Origin of the sequence: Acinetobacter sp. OYA S30, assembly GCF_033599315.1 — a bacterium.
In the GTDB taxonomy this organism is placed as follows: Bacteria; Pseudomonadota; Gammaproteobacteria; order Pseudomonadales; family Moraxellaceae; genus Acinetobacter; species Acinetobacter baumannii.
On the sequence record NZ_JAWVAV010000003.1, the window covers coordinates 142,901 to 166,370 of the forward strand.

Below are 23,470 nucleotides of genomic sequence, written 5' to 3' on the forward strand. Positions count from 1 at the left end.
AAATGCAACACCGTTAAGTTTTGTCACTTTCACCTAATAGTGCATTTAACTCTTCAAATAAATCTTCATGGTCATCATCTTCATTTAAAGTTGAAGCGTTCTGATTTAATGAAGATGCTTTTGCTTTTCTCAGTTTTAATAATTGTTCCATATTAATATTCTGGTTTTCGATCGCAAAAGGAATAGATTTGGTTAAGACGACTTGTTTAAAGAACAGTCGTACTGCTTGGGCAGGGGTAATCCCCAATTGTTTAAAAACAGCAAAAGCCTGTTTTTTCTCTTGGGAGTCAAGTCGAACCTGATAAACTTCTGTTTTTCGCATGAATAACAAAACCAAATGATTTTTAATTTTTAGGGATTTATTTTAAACCATCGGAATGTAATTTCAATGTCTTTCAGCATAAAAAATAATCTTTTTGTCATTACGATGCGATTACAGTGCCAATTCAAGCTGTGAATTGAAAACCATTTCCTGTTTTGTTAGCGGGTCTATAAAAGAAATTTGCTTAGCTAGAAGCTGTAAGGGCTGAGAAAAATCATCATCGGATTTATGTTGAACTATTGGATAAAACGGATCATTTTTAATCGGAATTCCCAAATGATTTAAATGGACGCGGAGTTGATGCTGTTTTCCGGTGGTTGGCGTTAAACAATATTTAGCCCATGAGTGATTATGTTCAATCAGCTCAATTTTAGTTTCGGTATTGGTTTTTGTATGTGCAATTACCTGCATTGTATAAAAGGGTGTACCTTTATCTAAATACAGTTTTAAATTCTGAGGAAATTTTAATTCAGCTTTATATGCAGCGATTGCATGGTAAATCTTATTGACTTGACGATCTGCAAATAACTGTTGGTAAATTCCACGTGACTGTGGTCGTTTGCAAAATAAAACGACACCGGCAGTTTCACGGTCTAATCGATGGATCGGGGTTAAAAACTCATTACCAGTTTGCTTTTTTAATCGGACTAATAATGTTTCTTGTACATATTGTCCTGTTGGGCTAATCGTTAAAAAATGGGGTTTATCTACAACAAGCAAGTCATCATTTTCAAATAAAATCTGATGCTCAAAGGGAACATGTACTTCGTTAGCAAGGAATCGGTAATAAAAAATATGTGTGTTTGCTATATAAGAGCTGTTTAATGTTAATTTTTCGCCATTTGCCGCGTAAATAAGCCCATCTTGAAAACGCTGCTGCCACTCTGTTGCTTTTATATGAGGAAAATTTTCGCAAAGAAATTGATAGATGGTTTGTGCTGTCGTTTGTGGAGGAAGATAGACTTGGCTTGCGCTTACGCCATCAATCATAGGTGGGAAAAATTCAATCGGGCTAGACATAAAAGTGTGTCAATATTTGATAAATGTGATGTAAAAAAAGCCAACGTTAAGCACTTAAGTAGGCTTTAAAGCAGGGCAATGGTATCATATCGATTATTTTGAATCATGTTATGTGTGTTATGTCGTATTCATTGAAAATGGTCTTAAATCATGAAGAAGATACCCAGCGTTTAGCTCAGGCATTGGCGCAGCATGTTCAAGCTGGTGTGATTTATCTGATTGGAGATTTGGGCGCCGGTAAAACGACATTGACCCGTTATTTTTTGCAAGCTCTAGGGCATAAAGGCTCGGTTAAAAGTCCGACGTATACGTTGGTTGAACCATATAAAATCAATAATAAAGAAATTTTTCATTTTGACTTATATCGTCTCAATGATCCGTACGAACTTGAATTAATGGGAATCCGTGATTATCTAGATATTCAGGATGCACTATTTTTATTTGAGTGGCCATCGAAAGGTGGAGACGAAATCCCTGAGGCAGATATCATCATTGATATTCAAAAATCAGATGATGAACTCAATCGTTTCGTCACCTTAACTTTACCAACAGAGCATTTGTACCAGACTTTGCAGGAACAGCTTCATGACTGATGAAAAGCTAACACAACGTCGTATTCATACATTAGACGCCGCGTTAGCGAACCAGATTGCTGCCGGTGAGGTGATTGAACGTCCTTCATCGGTCGTAAAAGAATTATTAGAAAACTCAATTGATGCAGGTGCAACCGAGTTAATTGTGCGGATTGCACAAGGCGGCTCAACATTAATCGAGATTATTGACAATGGACATGGGATTCATCCTGATGATTTACCATTGGCAGTGATGCGCCATGCAACCAGTAAAATTAAAACAGCAGAAGATTTACATGCCATTGTTAGCTTAGGTTTCCGTGGTGAAGCACTTGCTTCTATTGCAGCAGTTTCACGATTGACTTTAACCAGTAGCCAAGATGAAAGCGGAATTGGTCATCAGGTTGAGGTGAATGGTACCGCCTTTGATCATCAACAAGTCCAAGCTGTTGCTGCACAAAAAGGCACCCATATTCGAGTTCAGGACTTGTTTTTTAATGTACCTGCTCGCCGTAAATTTTTAAAAAAGCCAACCACTGAATTTGGGCATATTGAAGAAATTGTACGCCGTTTGGCTTTAACGCATTTTGATATACGTTTTGTACTTGAGCATAACGATAATATTCGGATTAATTTACCAATAGCAGATAGTGGTGAATTAAGATTTCAGCGTGTACAGCAATTATTGGGTCAACAGTTTGTTCAAAATGCTTACTGGATCGATGCCGAAAGTATTAACATGCGTTTGTCAGGTTGGCTAGGGCATCCTTCAGATGCACGTGCCCAAGCAGACTTACAATATGTGTATGTAAATGGCCGAATTGTGAAAGATAAAACCATTTCACATGCTTTAAGAATGGCATATGACGGTATTTTACATGGCCATCAGCATTCATCTTATTTACTTTTCTTAGAAGTCGATCCTGAAAATATTGATGTTAACGTTCACCCGACGAAACATGAGATTCGTTTTCTAAATCAACGTGAAGTACATGAGTTTGTAAGACATTATGCTAAAGAAACGCTAGCACAATTTCAGACAGCTAGTGCTGATTTAGCACAAGCCATGAAAGTGGACGATACTCAAAATCTTTCGGTACAACCGCAGCCTAAATACCAAGAACAATTTACATTGCACCGTACAGCGCAAGCCGCTGATACAGCAGTAGACAAGCCAAATGGTTATCAGCCTTCTACTGAGCTTTTAACTGATTTTAATAATAGTCGTCCCCAATCTGTTCATTATGCGGAACAAACTCCAAAATATAATGGTTCTGCGCAGTTAAATAATGCATTAAAGACTTACTTGGCACCATTACGTGATCAACCTGCTAATTTTTCAGTTGATGAAAGTATTGAGCCTGTCGCTAAGGTAGATGAATTTCCATTAGGTATCGCAATTGCCCAGCTTCATGGAATTTATATTTTGGCGCAAAATACTGAAGGCCTGATTATTGTTGATATGCATGCAGCACATGAGCGTATTTTGCTGCAACAAATGAAAAATGCTTGGGATAAACCTGAGTTTTGGACATCTCAACAGTTGCTTATCCCTAAAGTGATCTCAATTAGTCGTATGCAAGCTGTTCGTGTTGAGGATTTAAAACCTCAGCTTGAACGCTTAGGGTTAGAGATTGATTTATATGGCGATGAGCAAGTCATTGTGCGTGGTGTGCCGGCTATTTTGCAAAAAGCGGATTTTGAAAATCTTATTCCCGAACTTCTCAATGACTTAGATCCAAATGATGAAGCACAAGGTTTATTGCAAAAGCGTGATGAACTGTTAGCTGGTATGGCGTGTCATGGTGCAGTACGTGCTCATCGACAACTTAGTCTCTCAGAAATGAATGCTTTACTTCGCCAAATGGAACAAACCGAATTTGCGAGCCAATGTAACCATGGTCGCCCAACTTGGCGTGCATTTCCATTATCTCAACTAGATAAATTATTTGCTCGAGGAGAGTAGTTTTACATGTCAAACCAATTGCCCGTCATCAATTTAATGGGACCGACTGCAAGCGGAAAAACCGCTTTGGCATGTGAACTCTATGAACGTGGAAATTTTGAATTAATTTCAGTTGATTCTGCACTTGTATATAAAGATATGGATATTGGTACGGCTAAGCCAACGCGTGAAGAGCAGGAGCTATATCCGCATCATTTAATTGATATTATTACTCCACTTGAGGTCTATTCGGCTGCTCAGTTTGTTGAAGACGCTTGTGCTTTAATTGATGAGATGCATTCACGTGGTAAAACTCCTATTTTGGTAGGAGGAACCATGCTGTATTTCAAAGCTCTTTTAGAAGGATTATCAAGTAACTTGCCAAGTGCAGATGCAAATGTTCGCGCAGCAATTGAAGAAAAAGCAGCAAATGAAGGGTGGCAAGCTGTTTATGATGAGCTGGTAGCAGTAGATCCGGCGGCTGGAGTGAAGTTTAAGATTTCTGATAAACAAAGAATTATTCGGGCGTTGGAAGTTTACCGTATTACAGGTCAACCAATTACCAAATTGCAGGCAGAACAACCAAAAAATGTACCATATCGATACACATTTCATAACTACGCTTTACTTCCAGATCGGTTAGAATTACATCAACGCATTGAGCAAAGATTAAGCAAAATGTGGGATATCGGTTTTTTGAGTGAAGTCGAGTCTCTAATTGAAAAATACGATTTAGATGAAAATTTACCCTCTATGCGTTCTGTTGGTTATCGACAAGCTCTAGAATTTCTATTAAAAAGTGATATGAGTCTCAAAAAAAAGCAGGAAATGGAGGATAAAGCCTTATTTGCAACACGACAACTTGCCAAACGTCAATATACGTGGTTACGTTCTTTGCAAGAAATACACGATTTTAAAACTTACTTGACGATAAAGCAGGCGAAAGAAGACTTGCGAAACTCTTATGGATAAAGCAAAATTTGCACACTGTCTTTTTATAATTTTTAGTTGAAAAATAAAGATAGTTTTTTTGCGCTGATTTAAAAATTTTTTTTGGAGTTAAAAATGTCTAAAGGTCAAACTTTACAAGATCCGTTCTTAAATTCTCTCCGTAAAGAACGCATCCCAGTTTCTATTTTCCTTGTTAACGGTATTAAATTACAAGGTCATATTGAATCTTTTGACCAATATGTTGTTTTATTAAAAAATACTGTAAGTCAAATGGTTTACAAACACGCAATTTCTACAGTTGTTCCAGCTCGTAACCCACGTCCAGCAGGTGCACAAGGTGCAGGTTTCCCAGCTCAGGGTGGTAGTCAAGGTGGCTTCGGTGGTCAAGGCGCTGGCTTTGGTGGTGCTCAAGGTGCTGGCTTCGGTGGTCAAGGTGGCTTCGGTGGTCAAGGTGGCTTCGGTGGTCAAGGTGGCTTCGGTGGTCAAGGCGGCTTCGGTGGTCAAGGTGGCTTCGGTGGTCAAGGCGGCTTCGGTGGTCAAGGCGGCTTCGGCGGACATCAAGGCGGTTTTGATAACGATTCTAAATTTGAAGATGGTCAAGACGACGAAAACAATCGTTAATTGATTAGCTTGAAAAAAACCAGTCAGTGATGACTGGTTTTTTTATGGCTTTAAAAATATAAAAAAGCATATTAAAGCTACCTGCGGTCCATCTCTGTTTCTTAAAATTTAGATTAATAGGTTCTTTGCAAATGGTATTAATATTTGCTGCAGCATTGTGCAGTGTTCTGGTTTCTGTACTACTTAAAAATTTAAAGAAAAAGGGATATCAACCCATGCAAATGATTGCATGGAATTACGCAAGTGCCAGCTTGCTATGTTATCTGTGGTTTCAGCCAGATATTCAGCATATTTCTATACAACATACACCTTGGTGGCTAATAGCGGCTTTAGGCGTCATTCTACCGAGTATTTTTTTATGCCTTGCTAAATCTTTAGAGTACGCAGGTATTGTCAAAACCGAAATTGCTCAGCGGCTGTCCGTGGTACTTTCTTTATTGGCGGCTTATTTCTTTTTCCAAGAGCAGTTTAATTCTCTTAAATTATTAGGGATAGGTTTGGGAATTTTTGCTGTTCTCTTAATTTTATTAGGTCATTTCAACGAGTCTTCCGGATCTCAGTCAAAAAAAGCAATTTTTGCTTTGATGAGTGTTTGGTTTGGATATGCCGCTGTAGATATCTTGTTAAAATATACGAGTAGCTTAGGCCTACAGTTTACTTTGACTTTAAATCTAATTTTTATAACGGCCTTTGTTTTATCGATTATTTATTTAATATTTCAAAAAAATTCAGCATGGCATTTTAAAAATACTTTTGCTGGGTTAATGCTAGGCGTACTAAATTTTTCAAACATTGCCCTATACGTTAAAGCGCATATTTTACTCAAAGATTCTCCGGCCATTGTCTTTGCGAGTATGAATATTTTGGTCGTGTTACTTGGAATAGTTTGTGGCGTAGTTTTATATAAAGAAAAATTAAAATTACCAACGATTTTAGGAACGATTTTGGGAATAAGCGGACTAGTGAGTTTAGCCTTAGCTATGAAATAGGAGTTCAAAAGACTGTTCTTTTGAACTCCACTAAATTCTTATAAATGTGTAAAAATAACTTCATCCGGCAGACGAGATTTTGGCAATTTCGCATTGAAGTCATTTTCGCTTCTATAACCCAGTGAAACAATTACAGAGCTACGCAGGCCTTTTTCTTTTAAGCCAAATTCTTCATTTAAAACATTTTCGTCAAAGCCACCCATTGGGGTTGCATCTATGCCTTCAAGACCAGCTGCAAATAGTAGTTGTCCTAAAGCGATAAAAGTTTGATTTTCCATCCAGCCGAATAAATTCTTTTGCTCATTGCGGTAAAACTCAACATAGCCATGACGAGTATCCTTTTGACCAAGTTTGGCTTTCTCATCTTTAAAACGGCCACTTAAATCATCTTGTTCAAGTAACTGATTTAAATATTCGGGTGAAATATCTGTTCTTGTACAAAATACAAGGGTATGTGATGACTCAAGAACCTTGGGTGCATTGTAGGCATATCGTCCTGTTAAGGCTTTGGCAATGCGTTCTTTAGCAGTAGGATTGTCTGCAACCAAGAAATGCCAAGGTTGAATATTCACTGAAGAAGGGGTAAAGCGTAAAATTTCTAATAACTTATTGAATTTTTCTTGAGGAATTTTTTTCTCAGGATCATACGCTTTGGTGGTGTAGCGACTTTTAACCGTATTTAATAAATCCATACTTTACTCCATATCAATCTTATTACAATGGAAGGGTTCTAATCTTTGGCATCATACGCGATTTTAGAGAAAAACATCTGCATTTTAATGTGATAAAGAAATATAATACTTATATAAATTTTTTACTAATTTATTGAAAATGTTTGAATTAATACCAATAAATCGAAAAAGTAAGCTGCGAGAAATTAGAATTATTAAAGCCTTTCTAATTTTTGCATTTGTATTGTGTCTTTTAATTTTATATATCGAATATCAAAAGTATGCACATATAAACTGGAAATTTGTATTTATTACCTGTCTATGTATGATTTGGGATTTTGATTTAAATAAAAAAATTAAAGAATTGAAAGTTCAAATAAAAAGTGATTAATTTCTAGCTAATAATTCCAGACAGTCAATTCGAGCTGTTGCGTATTTAAAGATGGATCAATTTCTAAAATTTGTGCATGATCTTCACGCCAATCGCCAAGAACAATCCGCTGTTTATGTTGTAATTGATGAATTGCTGGACGGTGAGTGTGTCCATGAATAAGTATATCTACATCTGTGAGGGCAGAGAGAACAGCTTGTTCATTTACATCCATAATTTCATAACTTTTTTGCTGTTTGTCTGAATGACTTCTTTTGCGAAAACCATTGACCAGTTTTGTACGGAAACTCAAGGGGGTGCGGCGTAAAAAAGCAATTAGGAAGGGATTTCGGATAATTTTTTTAAATCTTTGATAGGAAATATCATCAGTACATAACGCATCGCCATGTTCCAAACGGTATTGGTGACCTGCAATGTTGAGATAATAAATATCAGGAAGTAATACACCATTAAACTTATCTAGGAAAACCTGATTTAAAGCAAAGTCTCGGTTACCCACTTGGAAATAAACGCGATTGCCTTTTTGGTTAAATACTTTTAAAGCCTCGACAATTTCATCGAGCCAAGGCGCTGAATAGTCATCACCAATCCAAGCATTAAACCAATCACCTAAAATATAAAGCTGTGTTTGTTTATTTTGATAATGTACCAACAAATCTAAAAACCCTCGAACGAGTCGAGGGTGTTCAGGTGACAAGTGTAAATCTGAAATAAACAGATAAGTCACAGCTTTATCCTAAAATTATTCAGAAATAATTTTAGCAGATTCGATAACAACGTTTTCTAAAGGAACGTCAGCGTGATAACCACGGTTACCTGTACGTACGCCTTTGATTGCTTCTACAACGTCCATACCTTCAACAACTTTACCGAATACAGCATAACCCCAACCTTGTGCAGTTTTTGAAGTATGGTTTAGGAAAGAGTTGTTTTTTACGTTGATGAAGAATTGTGCAGAAGCAGAGTGTGGAGCTTGAGTACGTGCCATTGCAATGGTACCTACATCGTTGCTTAAACCGTTGTCAGCTTCATTTTCAATCGCATCACGAGTTGCTTTTTCTTTGAAGTTTTCGTCAAAGCCACCACCTTGGATCATGAAACCGTCAATAACGCGGTGGAAAATCACGCCATCATAGAAACCGTCACGTACGTATTCTAGAAAATTAGCAGCCGTTTTCGGTGCTTTTTCAGTGTTAAGCTCAAGAACAATACGACCTTTGTTGGTGTTTAATTCGACTTGAGGAAAACTCATTACATTAATCTCCTAAACATGGGCAAATTGACCATGGGTTTTTGGTTGAGAGAAGCATAAGCAAACTGTAAACTACAAGGCAAGTAAAAAACGTTAAAATCTTTGTGAAAAATGAAGATAGCGTTTATTTTTTCGAAATTTTATCTACAAAGAAGTGATTGATACACTATGAAGCCTAATGATGTTGTCTCGAACCTGCCAAACAACCCGACACCGAATACTCATGCCTCTGTCGATTCTGCGCAGCAAGAACAACAGGCTGGATTAGATTTTGTTCGCCAAGTCATTACCGATGATTTAGCTGCCGGACGTGCCAAACAAATCGTAACGCGTTTCCCGCCAGAACCAAATGGTTATTTACATATTGGTCACGTAAAAGCAATTTGCCTCAACTTTGGCGTTGCTGAAGAGTTTAATGGTCTTTGTAATTTACGTTTTGACGATACCAACCCGGATGCGGAAGAACAAGAGTATGTTGATGGGATCGCCAATGATGTGAAGTGGCTTGGATTTAGCTGGAATGGCGAACCACGTTATGCTTCCGGTTATTTTGATCAGCTTTATGCTTGGGCAATTCAGTTGATTGAACAAGGCGATGCATATGTTGATTTGCAGTCTCCAGAAGAAATCAAATTAAATCGTGGTAGCTTTGTTGAGCCAGGTAAAAATTCGCCATATCGTGATGCTTCTGTTGAAGAAAACCTTGCTCGTTTTGAAAAAATGCGCAATGGTGAACTTAAAGAAGGTGAAGCTGTTTTACGTGCCAAAATTGATATGGCAAGCCCGAATGTACATATGCGTGACCCAATTTTGTATCGTGTTTTACATTCAGAGCATCACCAAACAGGCGATAAGTGGAAAATCTACCCAATGTATGACTATGCTCATCCATTGTCTGATGCGATCGAAGGAATCACACATTCACTTTGTACATTAGAGTTCCAAGACCACCGTCCGTTTTATGACTGGATTGTTGAAAAAGTTAAGTCTAAAGCTGTGCCGCATCAGTACGAATCTTCTCGTTTAAACGTAGATTACACCATTACGTCTAAACGTAAATTACGTAAATTGGTTGAAGGCGGTTATGTGAATGGATGGGATGATCCTCGTATGCCAACGGTTGTCGGTATGCGTCGCCGTGGTTTCACACCAGAAGGCCTACGTGATTTCTGTAAACGTGTAGGTGTGTCTAAAACTGACGGTAGTGTGGATGTCGCAATGCTTGAGTTCTGTATTCGTCAATCTTTAGAGAATACGGCAGCGCGCGGTATGGCAGTGTTAAATCCATTAAAAGTAACACTTACGAACTTACCGGAAGATTTAGACCTTACCCATGCTCGTCATCCTAATGTCGATATGGGTGAGCGCGTTATTCCATTGACTAAAGAAATCTATATTGACCGTAAAGATTTCGAAGAAGTACCGCCAAAAGGCTTTAAACGTTTAATTCCTGATGGTGAAGTTCGTTTACGCCATGCATATGTGATTAAGTGTGATGAAGTCATTAAAGATGCAAACGGTGAAGTCGTTGAGCTGAAGTGTTCAATCGATCCGGAGACTTTAGGTAAAAATCCTGAAGGCCGCAAAGTAAAAGGCGTAATTCACTGGGTATCTGCAACTAAAGGTATTCCTGCTGAAGTACGTATTTATGATCGGTTGTTTACAGAAGCTGACCCTGAAACTGGTGATGATTTCTTAGCAAACTTAAATCCAGATTCCTTGAAAGTGGTTCAAGCTGTGATCGAACCTGCTTTAGCTCAAGCGAAGCCAGAAGATCGCTTCCAGTTTGAACGCGAAGGTTATTTCGTTGCTGATCAATACGATCATACTCCTGAGAAGCCTGTGTTTAACCGTGTTCTTGACTTAAAAGACAGCTTCAAGCCTGAGAAAAAGTAAGAGATTGATTATCTCTTACTTTTTCGCAAGACGAACAACATGTTGTGAGTAGATAGTTGAGATTGATTATCTCTTACTTTTTCTCAAGACGAATATCATGTGGTGAGTAAACAGAAAATATAAAAAGCCCAACTGTAAAGTTGGGCTTTTTATTCAGGTGTCTTCTCATATTTTCTTTTTCTTTATGATTAACGTCCTTGGCAAAGTAGCTTAGGCCGGGTTAATCACATAAAAATAAAGAACTAAGATGATGAGGAGAACGCATGAAAGCAATAAATAAGTATTGACCGTATTAAAGCTTTTAATAAATTTCCAGATATCCATAGTAATTCAGCGTATATTTTATGTTACAAATTAATAATACACTGAAAATTTTAAGAAATGTTTCCAAAGATAGAATATAAACTTTCCTTTGCTTGAAAAATAAACAATTAATACCAAATGGTAAACTCTAACCTTTGTAGATATTAGAAAATTTCTAATTTAACCACTATATCCGATTCGTTTTAGAAACTTTTGAATAACTTCAAATGCAGCATGTTCAAGTGCTTGAGCATATTGCAAGTTTTCTTCTCGTAGTTTCGGAATTGAAATTTTGGCATTACGAAGTTCACATGTATGGCCAATTAACCATTTCTCAAAATTTTCTTCTGTTGTTTCAATATGAAACTGCAAGGCAAGAATATTATTTCCAACTTCAAATGCCTGATTAGTATAAATCTCTGAACTAGCTAATAACACTGCGTTTTCAGGCAAGTCAAAAGTGTCGCCATGCCAGTGTAAAACATGCACATTATTAAGCAAAGGTGATAATACCTGATTAGGACGTAAACTTAAGCTTAAGGTTCCCCAGCCAATTTCTTTTTGATGGCCTGCATATACTTTGGCCCCAAGTGCATGAGCAATAAGCTGTGCGCCTAGGCAAATACCAAGTGTAGGTTTATCTGCTGCCAAGCGTTGTTTAAGTAAAGCGATTTCATCTTTTAAAAACGGATAATCTTCGGTTTCATAAACTCCGATTGGGCCGCCTAAAATAATAGTTAAACCGTCATGTGTAAAAGCAGGGGTTAAATCATCCACACCTGCTTCAAAATAGCGGACACGAAACCCAAGTTGATAAAAAACATCTTCTAATGAACCTAGGTCTTCGAAAGCAAGATGCTGAATGGCATAAATAGTTTTAGGGAAGGCGTTTGTTGTGTTCATACAAATGATTTAGAGAAGATCAATAGGTGGAGTATAGCGATAAATATAAAGAAGAAAATATCCATACAAATCGTCAATACCTGAAAATTGCTATTTTTCGTTAAGATAATCTTGTTACGCATAAATATTTTGTAGGGAAGAAATATCTACGCGTAACCTGCTATTTAAAATAAAAGCTTTGCGTTTTCATTATGGTCGATATTTGAAAGTTGATGTTCATCTTTTAAATTCACTCCTGAAAAGCCAAGCTGTTTTGATTTTCTCATTAATGCCATTAAACGTTGTACAGCAACCGGAATACTTAAACCTGCTGAGCGAACATTTGAAATACAGTTGCGTTTGGAATCGAGACAGCCTGAATATGCATTCCATGTGTAGTAAATCCCCATACTGTCAGGAGAGCTTAAACCAGGGCGTTCTCCAATCAGCATGACTAACATGGATGCTTTAAAAATTTCTGCAACTTCATCGCCTAAAGCAACTCTGCTTCCTGTTGCAAGTACAATCGGGGCAAGGCTCCAATTTTCTTGCTGAATTTGTTCACTTAGCGCTGCAATAAATACGATAGCATTTGCTTCAATCGCTCTTGCAGAGAGACCGTCACCTACCACAATACAAACATCATACTGTTGCGGGTTTTCTGCATACTTCTTAATTAAGGTATCTTTTGATGGATTTGAAAGTTGGCGCCCCAAATCTGGACGTTTAAGATAAATTTCTTTATTAGGTGCATTACTTTGTATATGAAAACTTTGCAGCTGCTGCTGTGCTAATTGCTCCGAGAGGTAGGAAACATCCATCTCTTGATAAACTGCATCTTTTGCTTGTGCATGAGACAACTGAAACTCAAGTAAGGCGCGTGTTGGGATACTACAACCTGCACGACCCAGAGCAATGCGGGCATCGGTAAACTGTTTGAGCTTTTCCCACTGATCCTGATGGGTAGAGGATGGATATTGAATATCACGATTAAGTTTCATGGTGTTCTCCCTAGTTCATAAGCAGACGAGAGAATTGGTCAGGCATATGGTCTGCCCAACAAATTTGAGAGTTTTGCTGTTTAAAAATCCCTTGTTGTTCAAGCCAAGCGGAGAACTCAGGAGCGGGTTTTAAACCTAAGAGTTGTCTTAAATAGAGAGCATCATGAAAGGAAGTGGTTTGATAGTTAAGCATGACATCGTCTGAACCCGGAATCCCCATAATAAAGTTAATGCCTGCGGCGCCAAATAGAGTAAGAAGTACATCCATATCATTTTGGTCGGCATCGGCATGGTTGGTATAACAAATGTCGCAGCCCATTGGCACGCCAAGTAACTTACCGCAGAAGTGATCTTCCAGTCCTGCACGTATAATTTGTTTACCGTTAAAGAGATATTCGGGGCCAATAAAACCAACGACTGTATTCACTAAAAGCGGATTGTATTTACGGGCCACCGCATAGGCACGAGTTTCTAATGTTTGTTGGTCAACGCCGTGATGAGCATTGCTTGATAGGGCACTGCCTTGACCTGTTTCAAAGTACATGACGTTTTGTCCAATGGTTCCGCGCTTGAGTGAGAGGGTGGCTTCATATCCTTCTTGTAGTAAATCAAGTGAAATTCCAAAACCTTCATTAGCCAGTTGGGTGCCGGCAATTGATTGGAACATTAAATCAATCGGTACATTTTTTTCAGCCAGTTGAATGCCTGAGCTGATATGCGTAAGTACACAAGATTGCGTTGGAATTTGATATTCCTGAATGACATGATCAAGCAATTTCAGTAGCTCTGACAAATTATGCAGGTTATCCGTGGCAGGGTTAATGCCAATTACGGCATCACCATTGCCATACATCAACCCATCTAAAATACTGGCTGAAATACCGAGCACATCATCGGTAGGGTGGTTCGGTTGTAAACGGGTAGAAAGATGTCCTTTTAAACCAATTGTGTTGCGAAATTGGGTGACCACTTCACATTTGCTGGCGACATAAATCAAATCTTGATTGCGCATAATTTTGCTGACAGCAGCCACCATTTCTGGAGTTAAACCCGATGCTAATGCTTTTAAGCTTTCTGGAGTGGCATCTTCTCCAAGTAGCCAATTTCTAAAATCGCCTACTGTAAAATGTGAAATAGGGGCAAAGGCTGCCAGATCATGTTCATCAATAATCAGTCGTGTAATTTCATCAGTTTCATAATCGATTACAACTTCATTTAAAAAGGTTTTTAATGGCACATCAGCCAAAGTCATTTGTGCCGCAACATGTTCGGTTGCATCTCTGGCAGCTACACCTGCTAACTCATCGCCTGAACGTAACGGTGTAGCTTTGGCCATTAACGTTTTTAGGTCAGCAAAGTGATACTGTTGATTGGCGACAATATTGCGATAACTCATAGTTACATCCTTTTATTTATAGTTCTTGTTCTGCGGCTTTAATATTTGCAAACTCTTCTTCTGGTGTTCCTTTCACTAAATGATAGCGGCTGTAGAACAAAAAGTAAGCAATAAATACGACATAGATACCGGCAGCAATAAACCACACTTTCGGATTAACAACAAAACCTGCGACCACAGCAGCGACTGCTAAAACTAGTGCAATGCTTGAAGTGATGATTCCTCCTGGAGTTTTATAAGGGCGAGGCATATCGGGTTTAGATAAGCGCAGTTTGATGTGGGATAAAAGAATCAACACATAGGAAATGGTGGCACCAAAGACCGCGATTAAAATGAGTGAATCGCCTTCTTTTGTGAGTGAAAGTAAGAACCCGATAATGCCCGGAATAATAATTGCCAGATAAGGGGCTTTATTTTTATTGGTTAAAGAGAGTGAAGTAGGTAAGTATCCAGCTCGTGACAATGCAAAGATTTGACGTGAATAGGCATAGATAATTGAGAAGAAACTTGCGATTAAACCAGCTAAACCCACAAAGTTTACGAATGTCGCAAGCCAAGTGTTGGTGCCATAAACTTTAACCAAAGCATCTACCAGAGGGGCACCTGAGTTTTGTAAAGTACTTGCACCTGCTGCGCCTGCACCCAAGAACAAAATAAGCATGGCAAATGCTGTTAATATGAGCATTGCACCGATTAAACCGCGTGGCAGAGATTTGGCTGGATCTTTTGCTTCCTCTGCTGCTAACGGAACACCTTCTACTGCAAGAAAAAACCAGATAGCGAAAGGAACCGCGGCCCAGATGCCCAAGTAGCCATGAGGTAAAAAAAGACTTGCGCCAACACCTGTACTAACTGGAATATCAAATAAATTTTGTGCATTAAAGTGTGGAATCATTGCCCCAATAAACACGACAAGGGCAACAGCGGCGACAAGTGTAATCGCAAACATGATTTTTAAAGCTTCGCCGGCACCTTTGAGATGTATACCCATAAAAATGGCGTAACAGGCGAGGTAAATCATCCAGCCATTAATACCAAATAGAGATTCGCAATAACCACCAATAAATACGGCAATAGCGGCAGGCGCAATTGCGTATTCAATTAAAATCGCTGTACCTGTTAAGTAGCCTCCGAAAGGCCCAAAGGCAGCGCGGGCAAAACTATAACCGCCACCTGCTGTCGGCATCATGGTGGACATTTCTGACATAGAAAGACATAGGCACAGGTACATCAAGGCAGCAAGAGCAGTGGCAATAAACATACCACCCCAACCACCTTGAGCAATACCAAAGTTCCAGCCAGCAAAATCACCTGATATCACATACGCTACACCTAAACCAATCAGGAGTAACCAACCCACGGTACCTTGTTTAAGTTGGCGCTGAGCAAAATATTCTGCTGATGAGACTTCTGCACTTGAAGAAATAACGGAAGCTGTTTCTGGTTGATTCATACAATACTCCTGCTAGTTGGTTTGTATGAATGAATGCAAAAGCAATGCCTAAATGATGTGCTTTAAATATTAGATGATGCTTTTTTATTCCAGATAGTAAAAATCTGAGAGCTGACTGTACTAAATAAAAAAGCCAGCAATTTAAATTACCGGCTTTTTATACAATTTATGATCTTGCTTCCTTCTAGCATTGATAGCTTGGTATCAACTTGGTGCGAAACTTAGAAGAAGCCCATTGGTTTGGTTGAATAACTCACCAACAAGTTTTTGGTTTGTTGATAGTGATCCAGCATCATCTTATGGTTTTCACGACCAATACCAGACTTCTTGTAGCCACCAAATGCAGCATGCGCAGGGTAGATGTTATAGCAGTTTGTCCAGACACGACCCGCCTCAATAGCACGACCAGCACGGTAAGAAATATGGGCTGAACGTGACCAAACACCTGCACCTAAACCATACATGGTGTCGTTGGCAATTTTGATTGCATCGTCAAAGTCTTTAAATGTTGTCACAGCCAGTACAGGTCCAAAAATTTCTTCTTGGAAAACTTGCATGCTATTGTGGCCTTTAAAAATAGTCGGATCAACATAGAAACCATCACCTACTTCTTTACGGCCACTACCACCAAGTAAGAGTTCTGCACCTTCTTCTCGGCCCGTATTAATACAACGTAAGATTTTCTCTTGTTGTTGCAAAGATGCTTGAGCACCAATCATGGTTTCAGTATCGAGAGGATGACCAGTTTTAATACGTTTTACACGTTCAACAGCCAACTCTAAAAATTGATCAGCAATACTTTCTTGTACTAAAGCACGAGAAGGGCAAGTACATACTTCACCTTGGTTTAAGGCAAACATGGCAAAACCTTCCAGCGTTTTTTCTAAGAAGTCATCTTGTTTATCCATGATATCTTCAAAGAAAAGGTTCGGTGACTTGCCGCCAAGCTCTAGCGTGACTGGAATAATATTTTCGGTCGCATATTGCATCACCATTTGCCCAGTTTGTGTTGAACCGGTAAACGCGATTTTGGCAATACGTGGGCTTGTTGCTAACGGGCGACCAACTTCTGCGCCGAAACCATTCACAATATTAAGTACGCCCGGCGGTAAGATATCTTGGATGAGTTCGGCAACTAACAAAATACCTACCGGAGTTTGCTCAGCTGGTTTAATCACCACACAGTTACCAGCCGCCAAAGCGGGAGCGAGCTTCCATGCAGCCATTAAAATCGGGAAGTTCCATGGAATGATTTGACCAACCACACCTAGTGGTTCATGGAAATGGTAGGCAATGGTATCTTCATCAATTTCAGAGATGCCGCCTTCTTGAGCACGAATACATCCTGCGAAATAACGGAAATGGTCGATTGCAAGTGGAAGGTCAGCTGCTAAAGTTTCACGAACTGCTTTACCGTTGTCCCAAGTTTCTGCAACCGCAAGCATTTCAAGATTTGCTTCTAAACGATCAGCAATTTTTAAAAGTATATTAGAACGTGTAGTCGGTGAAGATTTATTCCATGAAGCTTTCGCTTTGTGTGCTGCATCTAAAGCAAGTTCAATATCTTCAGCACTAGAGCGTGGAATGCGTGTGAAAGCTTTTCCATCCACTGGTGACACATTATCAAAATATTCACCCTTTAGAGGTGCAACCCATTCACCGCCAATAAAATTTTCATATTGTGATTTAAATTGAACTTTTGAGCCTGGTTGATTTGGATCGATATAGCGCATATAAATATTCCTTTGCTTTTTTAGGACTAAAGACTAACAAGAACCCTGTCAGTAAGTACTTTCGTACTTTGTATAATTAGGATATAAAGAAGAAGGTTGGAGAAAGGTTGGAATAGAAATGTGAATATATAAGGAATTTACAAATGTTCACAAAAAAGGATTTATTGCAGCAACGGATGTTGATTGATCAACTGCGCACGCAAAATAGTCTCTCTCCTCAGAACGCTGCCAAACTCGGCCAAAGTATTGCAAGCTCGTGGGAACGATCAGCTTCTGCTGCGATTCCTAAAGAACGATTTGCAGCACCTCTACTTGAAAGAAAATCTGCTTCACAAAATGCTTTAGATCTGGCACTAAGCCAGTGTGCTGATGACTTACGTCATATTGCAGAGCAATCTTCTATGGTTATTGCTGTGGGTGACATCGGTAGTACCATTATCTGGACAGCCTCAAGTGCTCAAATGCAGAGTGCTGCTGAACGTGTACATTTTGTACAAGGTGGTCAATGGCGTGAAGAATTTGTAGGTACGAATGCATTGGCGTTATCTTTAAAAACTCAACAATCAAGCTGTGTTTTTTCCAATGAACATTATATGGAGTCGATTCACGATTGGGTTTGTTATGCAGCACCCATTATCGATCCATACTCAAAGCAAACCTTGGGTGTGGTAGATTTATCAACCACATGGAAAAACCATAATACCTTGGGTATTTTGGCCGCTGAGCGTTGTGCCTCCATTATTCAATCTGCCTTGTTAGAACAACAGCGTCAGCACTTACACATCCGGGCATTTTCGACGCCGCAAGTTAAATTTAACGGCAAAAGTTTATTATTGACGCCGCGTCAAATTGAAATTTTAACGATATTGGCACTATGTCCACATGGTTTAACCTTAGAGCATCTCTATCAGGCACTTTATGGTGAGCGTAAAGTAAGCATGGGTACGCTTAAAGCTGAAATGTCTCAATTGCGAGATATATTGGGAGGTTTGCTTGGTTCACGTCCATATCGGTTACTTGTGCATGTTGAGGCCGATTTTTTACAAGCTGAACAAGCGCTTGATGCTGGATATGTCGCCTCTGCATTGCAGCTTTATACAGGCGTATTTCTGGCAAAAACCGAAAGTCCGTTTCTGTGTGCATGGCGTGACTGCCTTGAGTCGCGCTTAAGTGATGCGATTTTTAAAACACAAGAAACAGATTTATTACTTAAGCATTTAGCTCATTTCCCTGAAGCAATCGATGCGGTAGAACGTCTTATGGAGTTATTACCGAGTGAACATCCTGCGCATCAATTGCTGGTGAAATATATTGACTCACCTAAGCTAAGTTAGGTGACTTTTTGATCCAGCCATTGGAATAGTTGCTGATAGACTTGTTCCCGTACTGGCTGGGCCGAAAGGACTAAATCGTGTAAACCATTGTGAATAGAGACAACCGAGACATCGCCTTTCATTTTTTTCCCAAATTTAGCAATGTCTTTAACGTCTAAAATGACATCGCTTCGAGTTGCATCGGGTCCCCATTTGCGTGGGTTTTTAGTTTGGTGCGAATGCATAATCAGGGCTGGAATATTCAGTTTAACCCCGCGGTGAATTTCTTTTTGCGCAGTATGAATTGCATGTACAAAGCTGAGTTGAACTGTAGGGGCAGAGGTTGGTTTCCAATCGAGGTTGAAATCCCATTCACCTTTAAGCTGCTTATGAAGACTGGTGGTGTACCATTTGTTCAGTTGGCTTGGAAATTTAACTTTTGGCAGATATTTTCCTACTTGACTGAGCATTGGAATACCAAACTTCTTTTCGACTAAGCTTAAATTAAAATCATAAAACGGACTATTCGCCCAGAGTGCTTTAATGAGGGGATGATCTGGATGATGCGCAGCATAAAGTGTTGCTGTTAAGCCGCCTGTTGAGTGACCTGCAAGTAAAACTTGTGTATGTTTTTCTTGGCCAATAATCTCTAATGCTTGAGTAATTTCGGCATCATATTCATTTAAATCGAGCACATTATAGAAAATTTGATGAGGCAGTTTTGAGCGGCCATATTTTCTTAAATCGAGTGCATAGAAGTCATAACCATGGGCATTAAATTGCTCGGCCATTTCGGTTTGAAAGAAATAATCTAAAAAACCATGTATATAAAGTACGGCTTTTTGAGTCGGTTGAGTGGCTTTTTTACGAACTAAGGTGGCTACAACTTTACCTTCATAATCATCTGGAAAGTTGAGCGTTAGCTGTTCATAGCCGGCACCTAAAATATCTGGGGCATAATTGTGTTTAGCTATAGATGTATTCATTTTTATCGAGCTATTGTCATTAAGTCATGTTGAGTATCCTTCAATGAAATGGGCAAATTGTCAATCAGGTTTAGAGAAAAGGTTGGAGTATAGGTTTTAAAAAAAGGGAATACCGCTGGAGCTAAGTATTCCCCAAAAAGTAAGTCAACGGTCGGAGGGATTTGACTTACTACAGGAACATAGCGTTACATCAGTATTAAAGTGCTGCTTTGAAAATCTCCACAACTTGTGCATGGTTTGCTTTACGAGGGTTGGTGAGCATACATGCATCTTTTTGAGCATTTTCGGCCATAACCGCGAGGTCTTCGGTTTTTACGCCCAGTTCTGTTAGGCCAGATGGGATACCAATTGAAGAAGACAGTTTACGAATGGCATCAATTGCAGCATACGCAGCTTCTGTTACGGTGAGACCGTGGGTATTTACACCCATTAATTCTGCGATTTTTGCATAACGATCTGGACAAGCAATTAAGTTAAATTCACAAACATGTGGTAGCAAGATTGCGTTACATACACCATGAGGTAGGTTGTAGAACCCGCCCAACTGGTGTGCCATTGCATGAACATAACCTAAAGATGCATTGTTAAATGCCATACCAGCCAAGTACTGCGCATAGCTCATCGCATCACGAGCTTCGATGTTTTCACCATTTGCGACAGCGGGTTGTAACCATTGACTAATCATGGTGATTGCTTTTTCTGCACACGCATCAGTAATTGGGTTTGCTGCTGTAGAAACATATGCTTCAACTGCATGGGTTAATGCATCCATACCTGTTGCAGCGGTTAAACCAGCTGGTTTTGCAATCATGAGTTTCGGGTCATCGATCGCAATGAGAGGGGTACAACGCCAGTCCACGATAGCCATTTTTACGTGAGTATCGGTATTGGTAATAATACAGAAACGAGTCATTTCAGATGCCGTACCAGCCGTTGTATTGACTGCAATTAATGGCGTCATTGGGACTTTACTTTTATCGATGCCTTCGTAGTCACGAATATGACCACCACCTGCAGTCACTAAGCCAATCCCTTTTGCACAGTCATGAGATGAGCCACCGCCTAACGACACAATAAAGTCACAGCCATTTTCGTTATAGGCATTCACACCGTTGTGGACATTAATATCGGTTGGGTTAGGTTCCGCGCCCGGGAAAATATGGCTCGCTACGCCTGCTTCGGTTAAATAGCTTGCGATAAGATCTGCAACGCCAAATTTAAATAGCCCTTCATCGGTCACAATTAATGCTTTTTTTGCGCCGAGGTTCTGCGCTTTTGTTCCAATTTCTTTGGCACATCCTGGTCCAAAGAGTGATACGCAAGGAATATAAAAACCGTTTGTTTGATCTGCAATATTTTTAAAAGCCATGGAGTGATTCCTTTTTCCATAAATCCATTGTTTGTTATTACAGGTGAGCCTCACCATGGCCTTAGTATTGTGATGTGTAGATTATTTTCCTACCTACCAAAAACCTACCAAATACCAACTTGATATTAGTTATTGATTTATATTGTTTTTATAGAAAATTTGGCTCATTCATTTAAATTTTTCGGGAAAATCGTTAAGCTATGGGCTGTTGAAGATGTACATATGAGATTATGAAACAGGAAACTGCACTTAAACTGCTAAAAGCAGGTGAAAATGTTTTTTTAACCGGTTCGGCTGGTGCAGGGAAAACCTATACACTCAATCAGTACATCCATTACCTAAAAGCGCGTAAAGTACCTGTAGCGATTACAGCATCTACCGGTATTGCTGCAACGCATATGAATGGCATGACAATTCATACATGGGCTGGTATTGGCATCAAAGATCATCTAACTGACGATGACTTGAAACGCATGAAAGAGCGTAAATATCTCAAGGAACACCTTGAAAACGCGCAAGTTCTTGTGATTGATGAAATCTCAATGCTCCATGCGAAGCAACTTAATCTGGTCAATCAGGTTTTAAAATATTTTAAAGAAAGTGATGAAGCATTCGGTGGCATTCAAGTGATTGTAGCTGGAGATTTCTTCCAGTTGCCACCCGTAGGCCGTAATGGTGAAGCCAATCGTGACAAGTTCTGTTTTATGTCTGATGCATGGGTCGAAGCCAAATTTCGGGTATGTTATTTAACAGAACAACACCGCCAAGATGATGAAATTCTGAATCAGATATTAAATGCGATTCGTGCGCAAAGTATTCAAACCGAGCATTTGCAAGCTTTGCATCAATCCCGTACTCATGACATTGGCGAAACCTTTACTCGTCTTTATACGCATAACATGGATGTCGACAATATCAATTATCAGCACTTAAATGAAATTGATAATGAAGGGCATCAATTTAATGCCGTTTTAGACGGTAATGAAAAGTTATTAGAGACCTTAAAATCTTCAGTCCGTGCTCCGGAAGAACTCACACTTAAAAAACATGCCAAAGTGATGTTTGTAAAAAACAACTTTGATATGGGTTATATCAACGGAAGTTTAGGTGAGGTGATCGGTTTTGAAGAAGATGACGAAAATGGGTTATTGCCAAAGGTAAAATTAACCGATGGTACAACTTTGCTGGTAGCGCCTGAAACATGGTCAATTGAAAATGAAGCAGGAAAAGTCATTGCAAGTTTCCAACAAATTCCACTTCGTTTGGCGTGGGCGATTACCATTCATAAAAGCCAAGGTATGACTTTGGAAGCTGCTGAAATTAACCTGATGCATACCTTTGAAAAAGGGCAAGGTTATGTTGCGCTCTCACGTTTGAAGTCTTTAACAGGGTTAAAATTATTAGGTTTTAATGAACAAGCTTTGGAGTTAGATAGTCTGGCGGTAAAAGCTGATCGCCGTTTTCAAGAACTTTCTAAAGAAGCCGAAGATAATTTTGCTAATGTCGATTTAACGGCTCAACATAAAGCCTTTATTCGTCATTGTGGTGGAACCTTAAATGAAACTGAAATTTCAAGAAATGAGAAAAAACTAGCGAGAGGCGAGAAGCAAAATTACGCCTCAGCGACTTTGGACGAAACTCGGGCATTGTTTGAAGAAGGCTACGAAATTGAAGATATCGCACATGAACGAGGTCTCACACCTGCAACTATTATTAATCACTTGGCTCGACTGCATAAAGAGCAAAAACTAGATATTTCGGTTGCTCACCCAGGTGAAGAAGTGGTCGAAGAAGTGCGTAAAATTTATAAGAAGTTGAAAAAGCGTCAAAATCCGGATCATTTTTCTGATGATGGTTCGATCAAACTAAGACCAATTGTTGAAGCAACTAGCCCTCGAATGGGATATGATCAGGTTCGATTAGCTTTATTATTTATTGAATAAAGTTTAATTGGCTTAATGACTTATTATATAAATTGAGGTGGCTATGCCGCACGTTGTAGTTGATTATTCAGATAACTTAACTGGACTAAATGCAAAACAATTACTTGAAGAAATTAATACCACGCTGATTGAAACAGAGTTGTTTAGTCCAGAAGACATCAAAAGCCGTGCACGTAAAGATGAAGTTTTTCTGATTGGCTTAGGGGTCGATCAAGCTTATATTCATGTAAAGGCGTATATTTTGTCTGGAAGAACTGCCGAACAAAAACAGCTTATGGGGGAGCAATTGTTGGCGGCGCTCAGCAACAAAAAATATCTACCCCAAGAGTTTAATAAAGAAATTCAGTTGTGTGTTGAGCTTATCGACATGCCAAGAGATGATTATTTTAAGCAAGTTGTATAATTCTAAAAAACTCAATTTCGATCAAGAATAGCAATGAGTACTATGTAAAAGTAGTCTG

At 39.2% G+C, this 23,470-nt stretch carries 22 protein-coding genes; 10 read left to right on the plus strand and 12 right to left on the minus strand.

The genetic code is table 11. The features are described 5' to 3' along the window. Window positions 1–13: 13 nt before the first annotated feature. Both R5R67_RS02840 and R5R67_RS02845 read right to left on the minus strand, forming a co-directional pair. Window positions 14–322 (minus strand): type II toxin-antitoxin system RelB/DinJ family antitoxin, encoded by a 309-nt coding sequence (locus tag R5R67_RS02840; protein ID WP_001232531.1) that lies wholly within the window; start codon window positions 320–322, stop codon window positions 14–16. A 111-nt stretch (window positions 323–433) separates the two neighbouring features. Beyond that, window positions 434–1,342: a pseudouridine synthase gene (locus R5R67_RS02845; protein WP_000097953.1), complete on the minus strand. Its 909-nt coding sequence runs from the start codon at window positions 1,340–1,342 to the stop codon at window positions 434–436. Window positions 1,343–1,461: 119 nt separating this feature from the next. Here R5R67_RS02845 and tsaE point away from each other — a divergent pair, with 119 nt between their 5' ends. The 5 genes from tsaE (at window position 1,462) to R5R67_RS02870 (ending at window position 6,420) form a co-directional block, all read left to right on the plus strand. Further along, entirely contained in the window at window positions 1,462–1,935 is a 474-nt protein-coding gene (gene tsaE / locus R5R67_RS02850) for a tRNA (adenosine(37)-N6)-threonylcarbamoyltransferase complex ATPase subunit type 1 TsaE (protein WP_031944287.1), read from the plus strand. Next, the gene (gene mutL, locus R5R67_RS02855) at window positions 1,928–3,880 is read left to right on the plus strand and encodes a DNA mismatch repair endonuclease MutL (RefSeq protein WP_000129009.1); all 1,953 of its coding nucleotides are present in this window, start codon (window positions 1,928–1,930) and stop codon (window positions 3,878–3,880) included. Before tsaE ends, mutL begins: the two co-directional genes overlap by 8 nt. Before the next feature lie 6 nt (window positions 3,881–3,886). Further along, a complete protein-coding gene (gene miaA / locus R5R67_RS02860) occupies window positions 3,887–4,831 on the plus strand; it encodes a tRNA (adenosine(37)-N6)-dimethylallyltransferase MiaA (protein ID WP_009519488.1) in 945 nt (314 codons plus the stop codon). A gap of 93 nt (window positions 4,832–4,924) precedes the next feature. After that, complete coding sequence (gene hfq / locus R5R67_RS02865) at window positions 4,925–5,431, plus strand: RNA chaperone Hfq (protein ID WP_000033651.1); 507 nt, start codon at window positions 4,925–4,927, stop codon at window positions 5,429–5,431. Between the two features lie 131 nt (window positions 5,432–5,562). Beyond that, entirely contained in the window at window positions 5,563–6,420 is an 858-nt protein-coding gene (locus R5R67_RS02870) for a DMT family transporter (protein ID WP_002040630.1), read from the plus strand. Between the two features lie 38 nt (window positions 6,421–6,458). Here the strand turns inward: R5R67_RS02870 and nfsB are convergent, their stop codons facing one another. Next, the gene (gene nfsB / locus R5R67_RS02875) at window positions 6,459–7,112 is read right to left on the minus strand and encodes an oxygen-insensitive NAD(P)H nitroreductase (protein ID WP_000365036.1); all 654 of its coding nucleotides are present in this window, start codon (window positions 7,110–7,112) and stop codon (window positions 6,459–6,461) included. Window positions 7,113–7,251: 139 nt separating this feature from the next. Between nfsB and R5R67_RS02880 the strand changes: the two genes are divergently transcribed. Beyond that, complete coding sequence (locus R5R67_RS02880; protein ID WP_000462398.1) at window positions 7,252–7,482, plus strand: hypothetical protein; 231 nt, start codon at window positions 7,252–7,254, stop codon at window positions 7,480–7,482. Between the two features lie 7 nt (window positions 7,483–7,489). On the opposite strand, the gene R5R67_RS02885 is transcribed toward R5R67_RS02880, so the two are convergent. Further along, window positions 7,490–8,209: a UDP-2,3-diacylglucosamine diphosphatase gene (locus R5R67_RS02885; protein ID WP_000221668.1), complete on the minus strand. Its 720-nt coding sequence runs from the start codon at window positions 8,207–8,209 to the stop codon at window positions 7,490–7,492. A gap of 15 nt (window positions 8,210–8,224) precedes the next feature. After that, on the minus strand, window positions 8,225–8,734 hold the full coding sequence (locus R5R67_RS02890) for a peptidylprolyl isomerase (RefSeq protein ID WP_000009660.1): 510 nt from the start codon (window positions 8,732–8,734) through the stop codon (window positions 8,225–8,227). 168 nt (window positions 8,735–8,902) lie between these two features. On the opposite strand from R5R67_RS02890, the gene R5R67_RS02895 reads away from it, so the two are divergent. Continuing rightward, complete coding sequence (locus tag R5R67_RS02895) at window positions 8,903–10,630, plus strand: glutamine--tRNA ligase/YqeY domain fusion protein (RefSeq protein WP_000803946.1); 1,728 nt, start codon at window positions 8,903–8,905, stop codon at window positions 10,628–10,630. Between the two features lie 483 nt (window positions 10,631–11,113). On the opposite strand, the gene R5R67_RS02900 is transcribed toward R5R67_RS02895, so the two are convergent. The 5 genes from R5R67_RS02900 to R5R67_RS02920 all read right to left on the minus strand — a co-directional run bounded on the left by R5R67_RS02900 (window position 11,114) and on the right by R5R67_RS02920 (window position 17,398). Beyond that, the gene (locus R5R67_RS02900; protein ID WP_001098474.1) at window positions 11,114–11,836 is read right to left on the minus strand and encodes a glutamine amidotransferase; all 723 of its coding nucleotides are present in this window, start codon (window positions 11,834–11,836) and stop codon (window positions 11,114–11,116) included. A gap of 164 nt (window positions 11,837–12,000) precedes the next feature. Continuing rightward, window positions 12,001–12,816, minus strand: a complete 816-nt coding sequence (gene eutC, locus R5R67_RS02905; protein ID WP_000774021.1) for an ethanolamine ammonia-lyase subunit EutC — start codon at window positions 12,814–12,816, stop codon at window positions 12,001–12,003. 10 nt (window positions 12,817–12,826) lie between these two features. Beyond that, window positions 12,827–14,212 (minus strand): ethanolamine ammonia-lyase subunit EutB, encoded by a 1,386-nt coding sequence (locus tag R5R67_RS02910; protein WP_000122153.1) that lies wholly within the window; start codon window positions 14,210–14,212, stop codon window positions 12,827–12,829. 16 nt (window positions 14,213–14,228) lie between these two features. Further along, window positions 14,229–15,665, minus strand: coding sequence for an ethanolamine permease (eat, locus tag R5R67_RS02915; protein WP_001075435.1), 1,437 nt, complete (start codon window positions 15,663–15,665; stop codon window positions 14,229–14,231). A 221-nt stretch (window positions 15,666–15,886) separates the two neighbouring features. Beyond that, window positions 15,887–17,398, minus strand: coding sequence for an aldehyde dehydrogenase family protein (locus tag R5R67_RS02920; protein ID WP_001269060.1), 1,512 nt, complete (start codon window positions 17,396–17,398; stop codon window positions 15,887–15,889). Window positions 17,399–17,541: 143 nt separating this feature from the next. Between R5R67_RS02920 and R5R67_RS02925 the strand changes: the two genes are divergently transcribed. Further along, window positions 17,542–18,732 (plus strand): helix-turn-helix domain-containing protein, encoded by a 1,191-nt coding sequence (locus R5R67_RS02925; protein ID WP_000494374.1) that lies wholly within the window; start codon window positions 17,542–17,544, stop codon window positions 18,730–18,732. Here R5R67_RS02925 and R5R67_RS02930 read toward each other — a convergent pair. Beyond that, window positions 18,729–19,697 carry an alpha/beta hydrolase gene (locus R5R67_RS02930; protein ID WP_001097901.1) on the minus strand — a complete coding sequence of 323 codons (969 nt, stop codon included), beginning with the start codon at window positions 19,695–19,697 and terminating at the stop codon, window positions 18,729–18,731. The genes R5R67_RS02925 and R5R67_RS02930 overlap by 4 nt on opposite strands. A gap of 196 nt (window positions 19,698–19,893) precedes the next feature. Further along, the gene (gene mdh / locus R5R67_RS02935; RefSeq protein WP_000874704.1) at window positions 19,894–21,066 is read right to left on the minus strand and encodes an iron-dependent methanol dehydrogenase; all 1,173 of its coding nucleotides are present in this window, start codon (window positions 21,064–21,066) and stop codon (window positions 19,894–19,896) included. Window positions 21,067–21,296: 230 nt separating this feature from the next. On the opposite strand from mdh, the gene R5R67_RS02940 reads away from it, so the two are divergent. Beyond that, a complete protein-coding gene (locus R5R67_RS02940; RefSeq protein ID WP_000808297.1) occupies window positions 21,297–23,009 on the plus strand; it encodes an AAA family ATPase in 1,713 nt (570 codons plus the stop codon). Window positions 23,010–23,052: 43 nt separating this feature from the next. After that, a complete protein-coding gene (locus R5R67_RS02945) occupies window positions 23,053–23,412 on the plus strand; it encodes a 5-carboxymethyl-2-hydroxymuconate Delta-isomerase (RefSeq protein WP_001120983.1) in 360 nt (119 codons plus the stop codon). The last annotated feature ends 58 nt before the right edge of the window (window positions 23,413–23,470 follow it).

Bases quoted from the DNA above. Each gene is read 5' to 3' on its own strand.
- miaA (WP_009519488.1), top strand. From the start codon at position 3,887: ATGTCAAACCAATTGCCCGTCATCAATTTAATGGGACCGACTGCAAGC.
- R5R67_RS02890 (WP_000009660.1), bottom strand. From the start codon at position 8,734: ATGAGTTTTCCTCAAGTCGAATTAAACACCAACAAAGGTCGTATTGTT.
- eat (WP_001075435.1), bottom strand. From the start codon at position 15,665: ATGAATCAACCAGAAACAGCTTCCGTTATTTCTTCAAGTGCAGAAGTC.
- R5R67_RS02930 (WP_001097901.1), bottom strand. From the start codon at position 19,697: ATGAATACATCTATAGCTAAACACAATTATGCCCCAGATATTTTAGGT.
- mdh (WP_000874704.1), bottom strand. From the start codon at position 21,066: ATGGCTTTTAAAAATATTGCAGATCAAACAAACGGTTTTTATATTCCT.
- R5R67_RS02945 (WP_001120983.1), top strand. From the start codon at position 23,053: ATGCCGCACGTTGTAGTTGATTATTCAGATAACTTAACTGGACTAAAT.
- R5R67_RS02940 (WP_000808297.1), top strand. From the start codon at position 21,297: ATGAAACAGGAAACTGCACTTAAACTGCTAAAAGCAGGTGAAAATGTT.
- eutC (WP_000774021.1), bottom strand. From the start codon at position 12,816: ATGAAACTTAATCGTGATATTCAATATCCATCCTCTACCCATCAGGAT.
- R5R67_RS02895 (WP_000803946.1), top strand. From the start codon at position 8,903: ATGAAGCCTAATGATGTTGTCTCGAACCTGCCAAACAACCCGACACCG.
- R5R67_RS02880 (WP_000462398.1), top strand. From the start codon at position 7,252: ATGTTTGAATTAATACCAATAAATCGAAAAAGTAAGCTGCGAGAAATT.
- R5R67_RS02840 (WP_001232531.1), bottom strand. From the start codon at position 322: ATGCGAAAAACAGAAGTTTATCAGGTTCGACTTGACTCCCAAGAGAAA.
- R5R67_RS02845 (WP_000097953.1), bottom strand. From the start codon at position 1,342: ATGTCTAGCCCGATTGAATTTTTCCCACCTATGATTGATGGCGTAAGC.
- tsaE (WP_031944287.1), top strand. From the start codon at position 1,462: ATGTCGTATTCATTGAAAATGGTCTTAAATCATGAAGAAGATACCCAG.
- R5R67_RS02870 (WP_002040630.1), top strand. From the start codon at position 5,563: ATGGTATTAATATTTGCTGCAGCATTGTGCAGTGTTCTGGTTTCTGTA.
- R5R67_RS02925 (WP_000494374.1), top strand. From the start codon at position 17,542: ATGTTCACAAAAAAGGATTTATTGCAGCAACGGATGTTGATTGATCAA.
- mutL (WP_000129009.1), top strand. From the start codon at position 1,928: ATGACTGATGAAAAGCTAACACAACGTCGTATTCATACATTAGACGCC.
- nfsB (WP_000365036.1), bottom strand. From the start codon at position 7,112: ATGGATTTATTAAATACGGTTAAAAGTCGCTACACCACCAAAGCGTAT.
- R5R67_RS02920 (WP_001269060.1), bottom strand. From the start codon at position 17,398: ATGCGCTATATCGATCCAAATCAACCAGGCTCAAAAGTTCAATTTAAA.
- hfq (WP_000033651.1), top strand. From the start codon at position 4,925: ATGTCTAAAGGTCAAACTTTACAAGATCCGTTCTTAAATTCTCTCCGT.
- R5R67_RS02910 (WP_000122153.1), bottom strand. From the start codon at position 14,212: ATGAGTTATCGCAATATTGTCGCCAATCAACAGTATCACTTTGCTGAC.
- R5R67_RS02900 (WP_001098474.1), bottom strand. From the start codon at position 11,836: ATGAACACAACAAACGCCTTCCCTAAAACTATTTATGCCATTCAGCAT.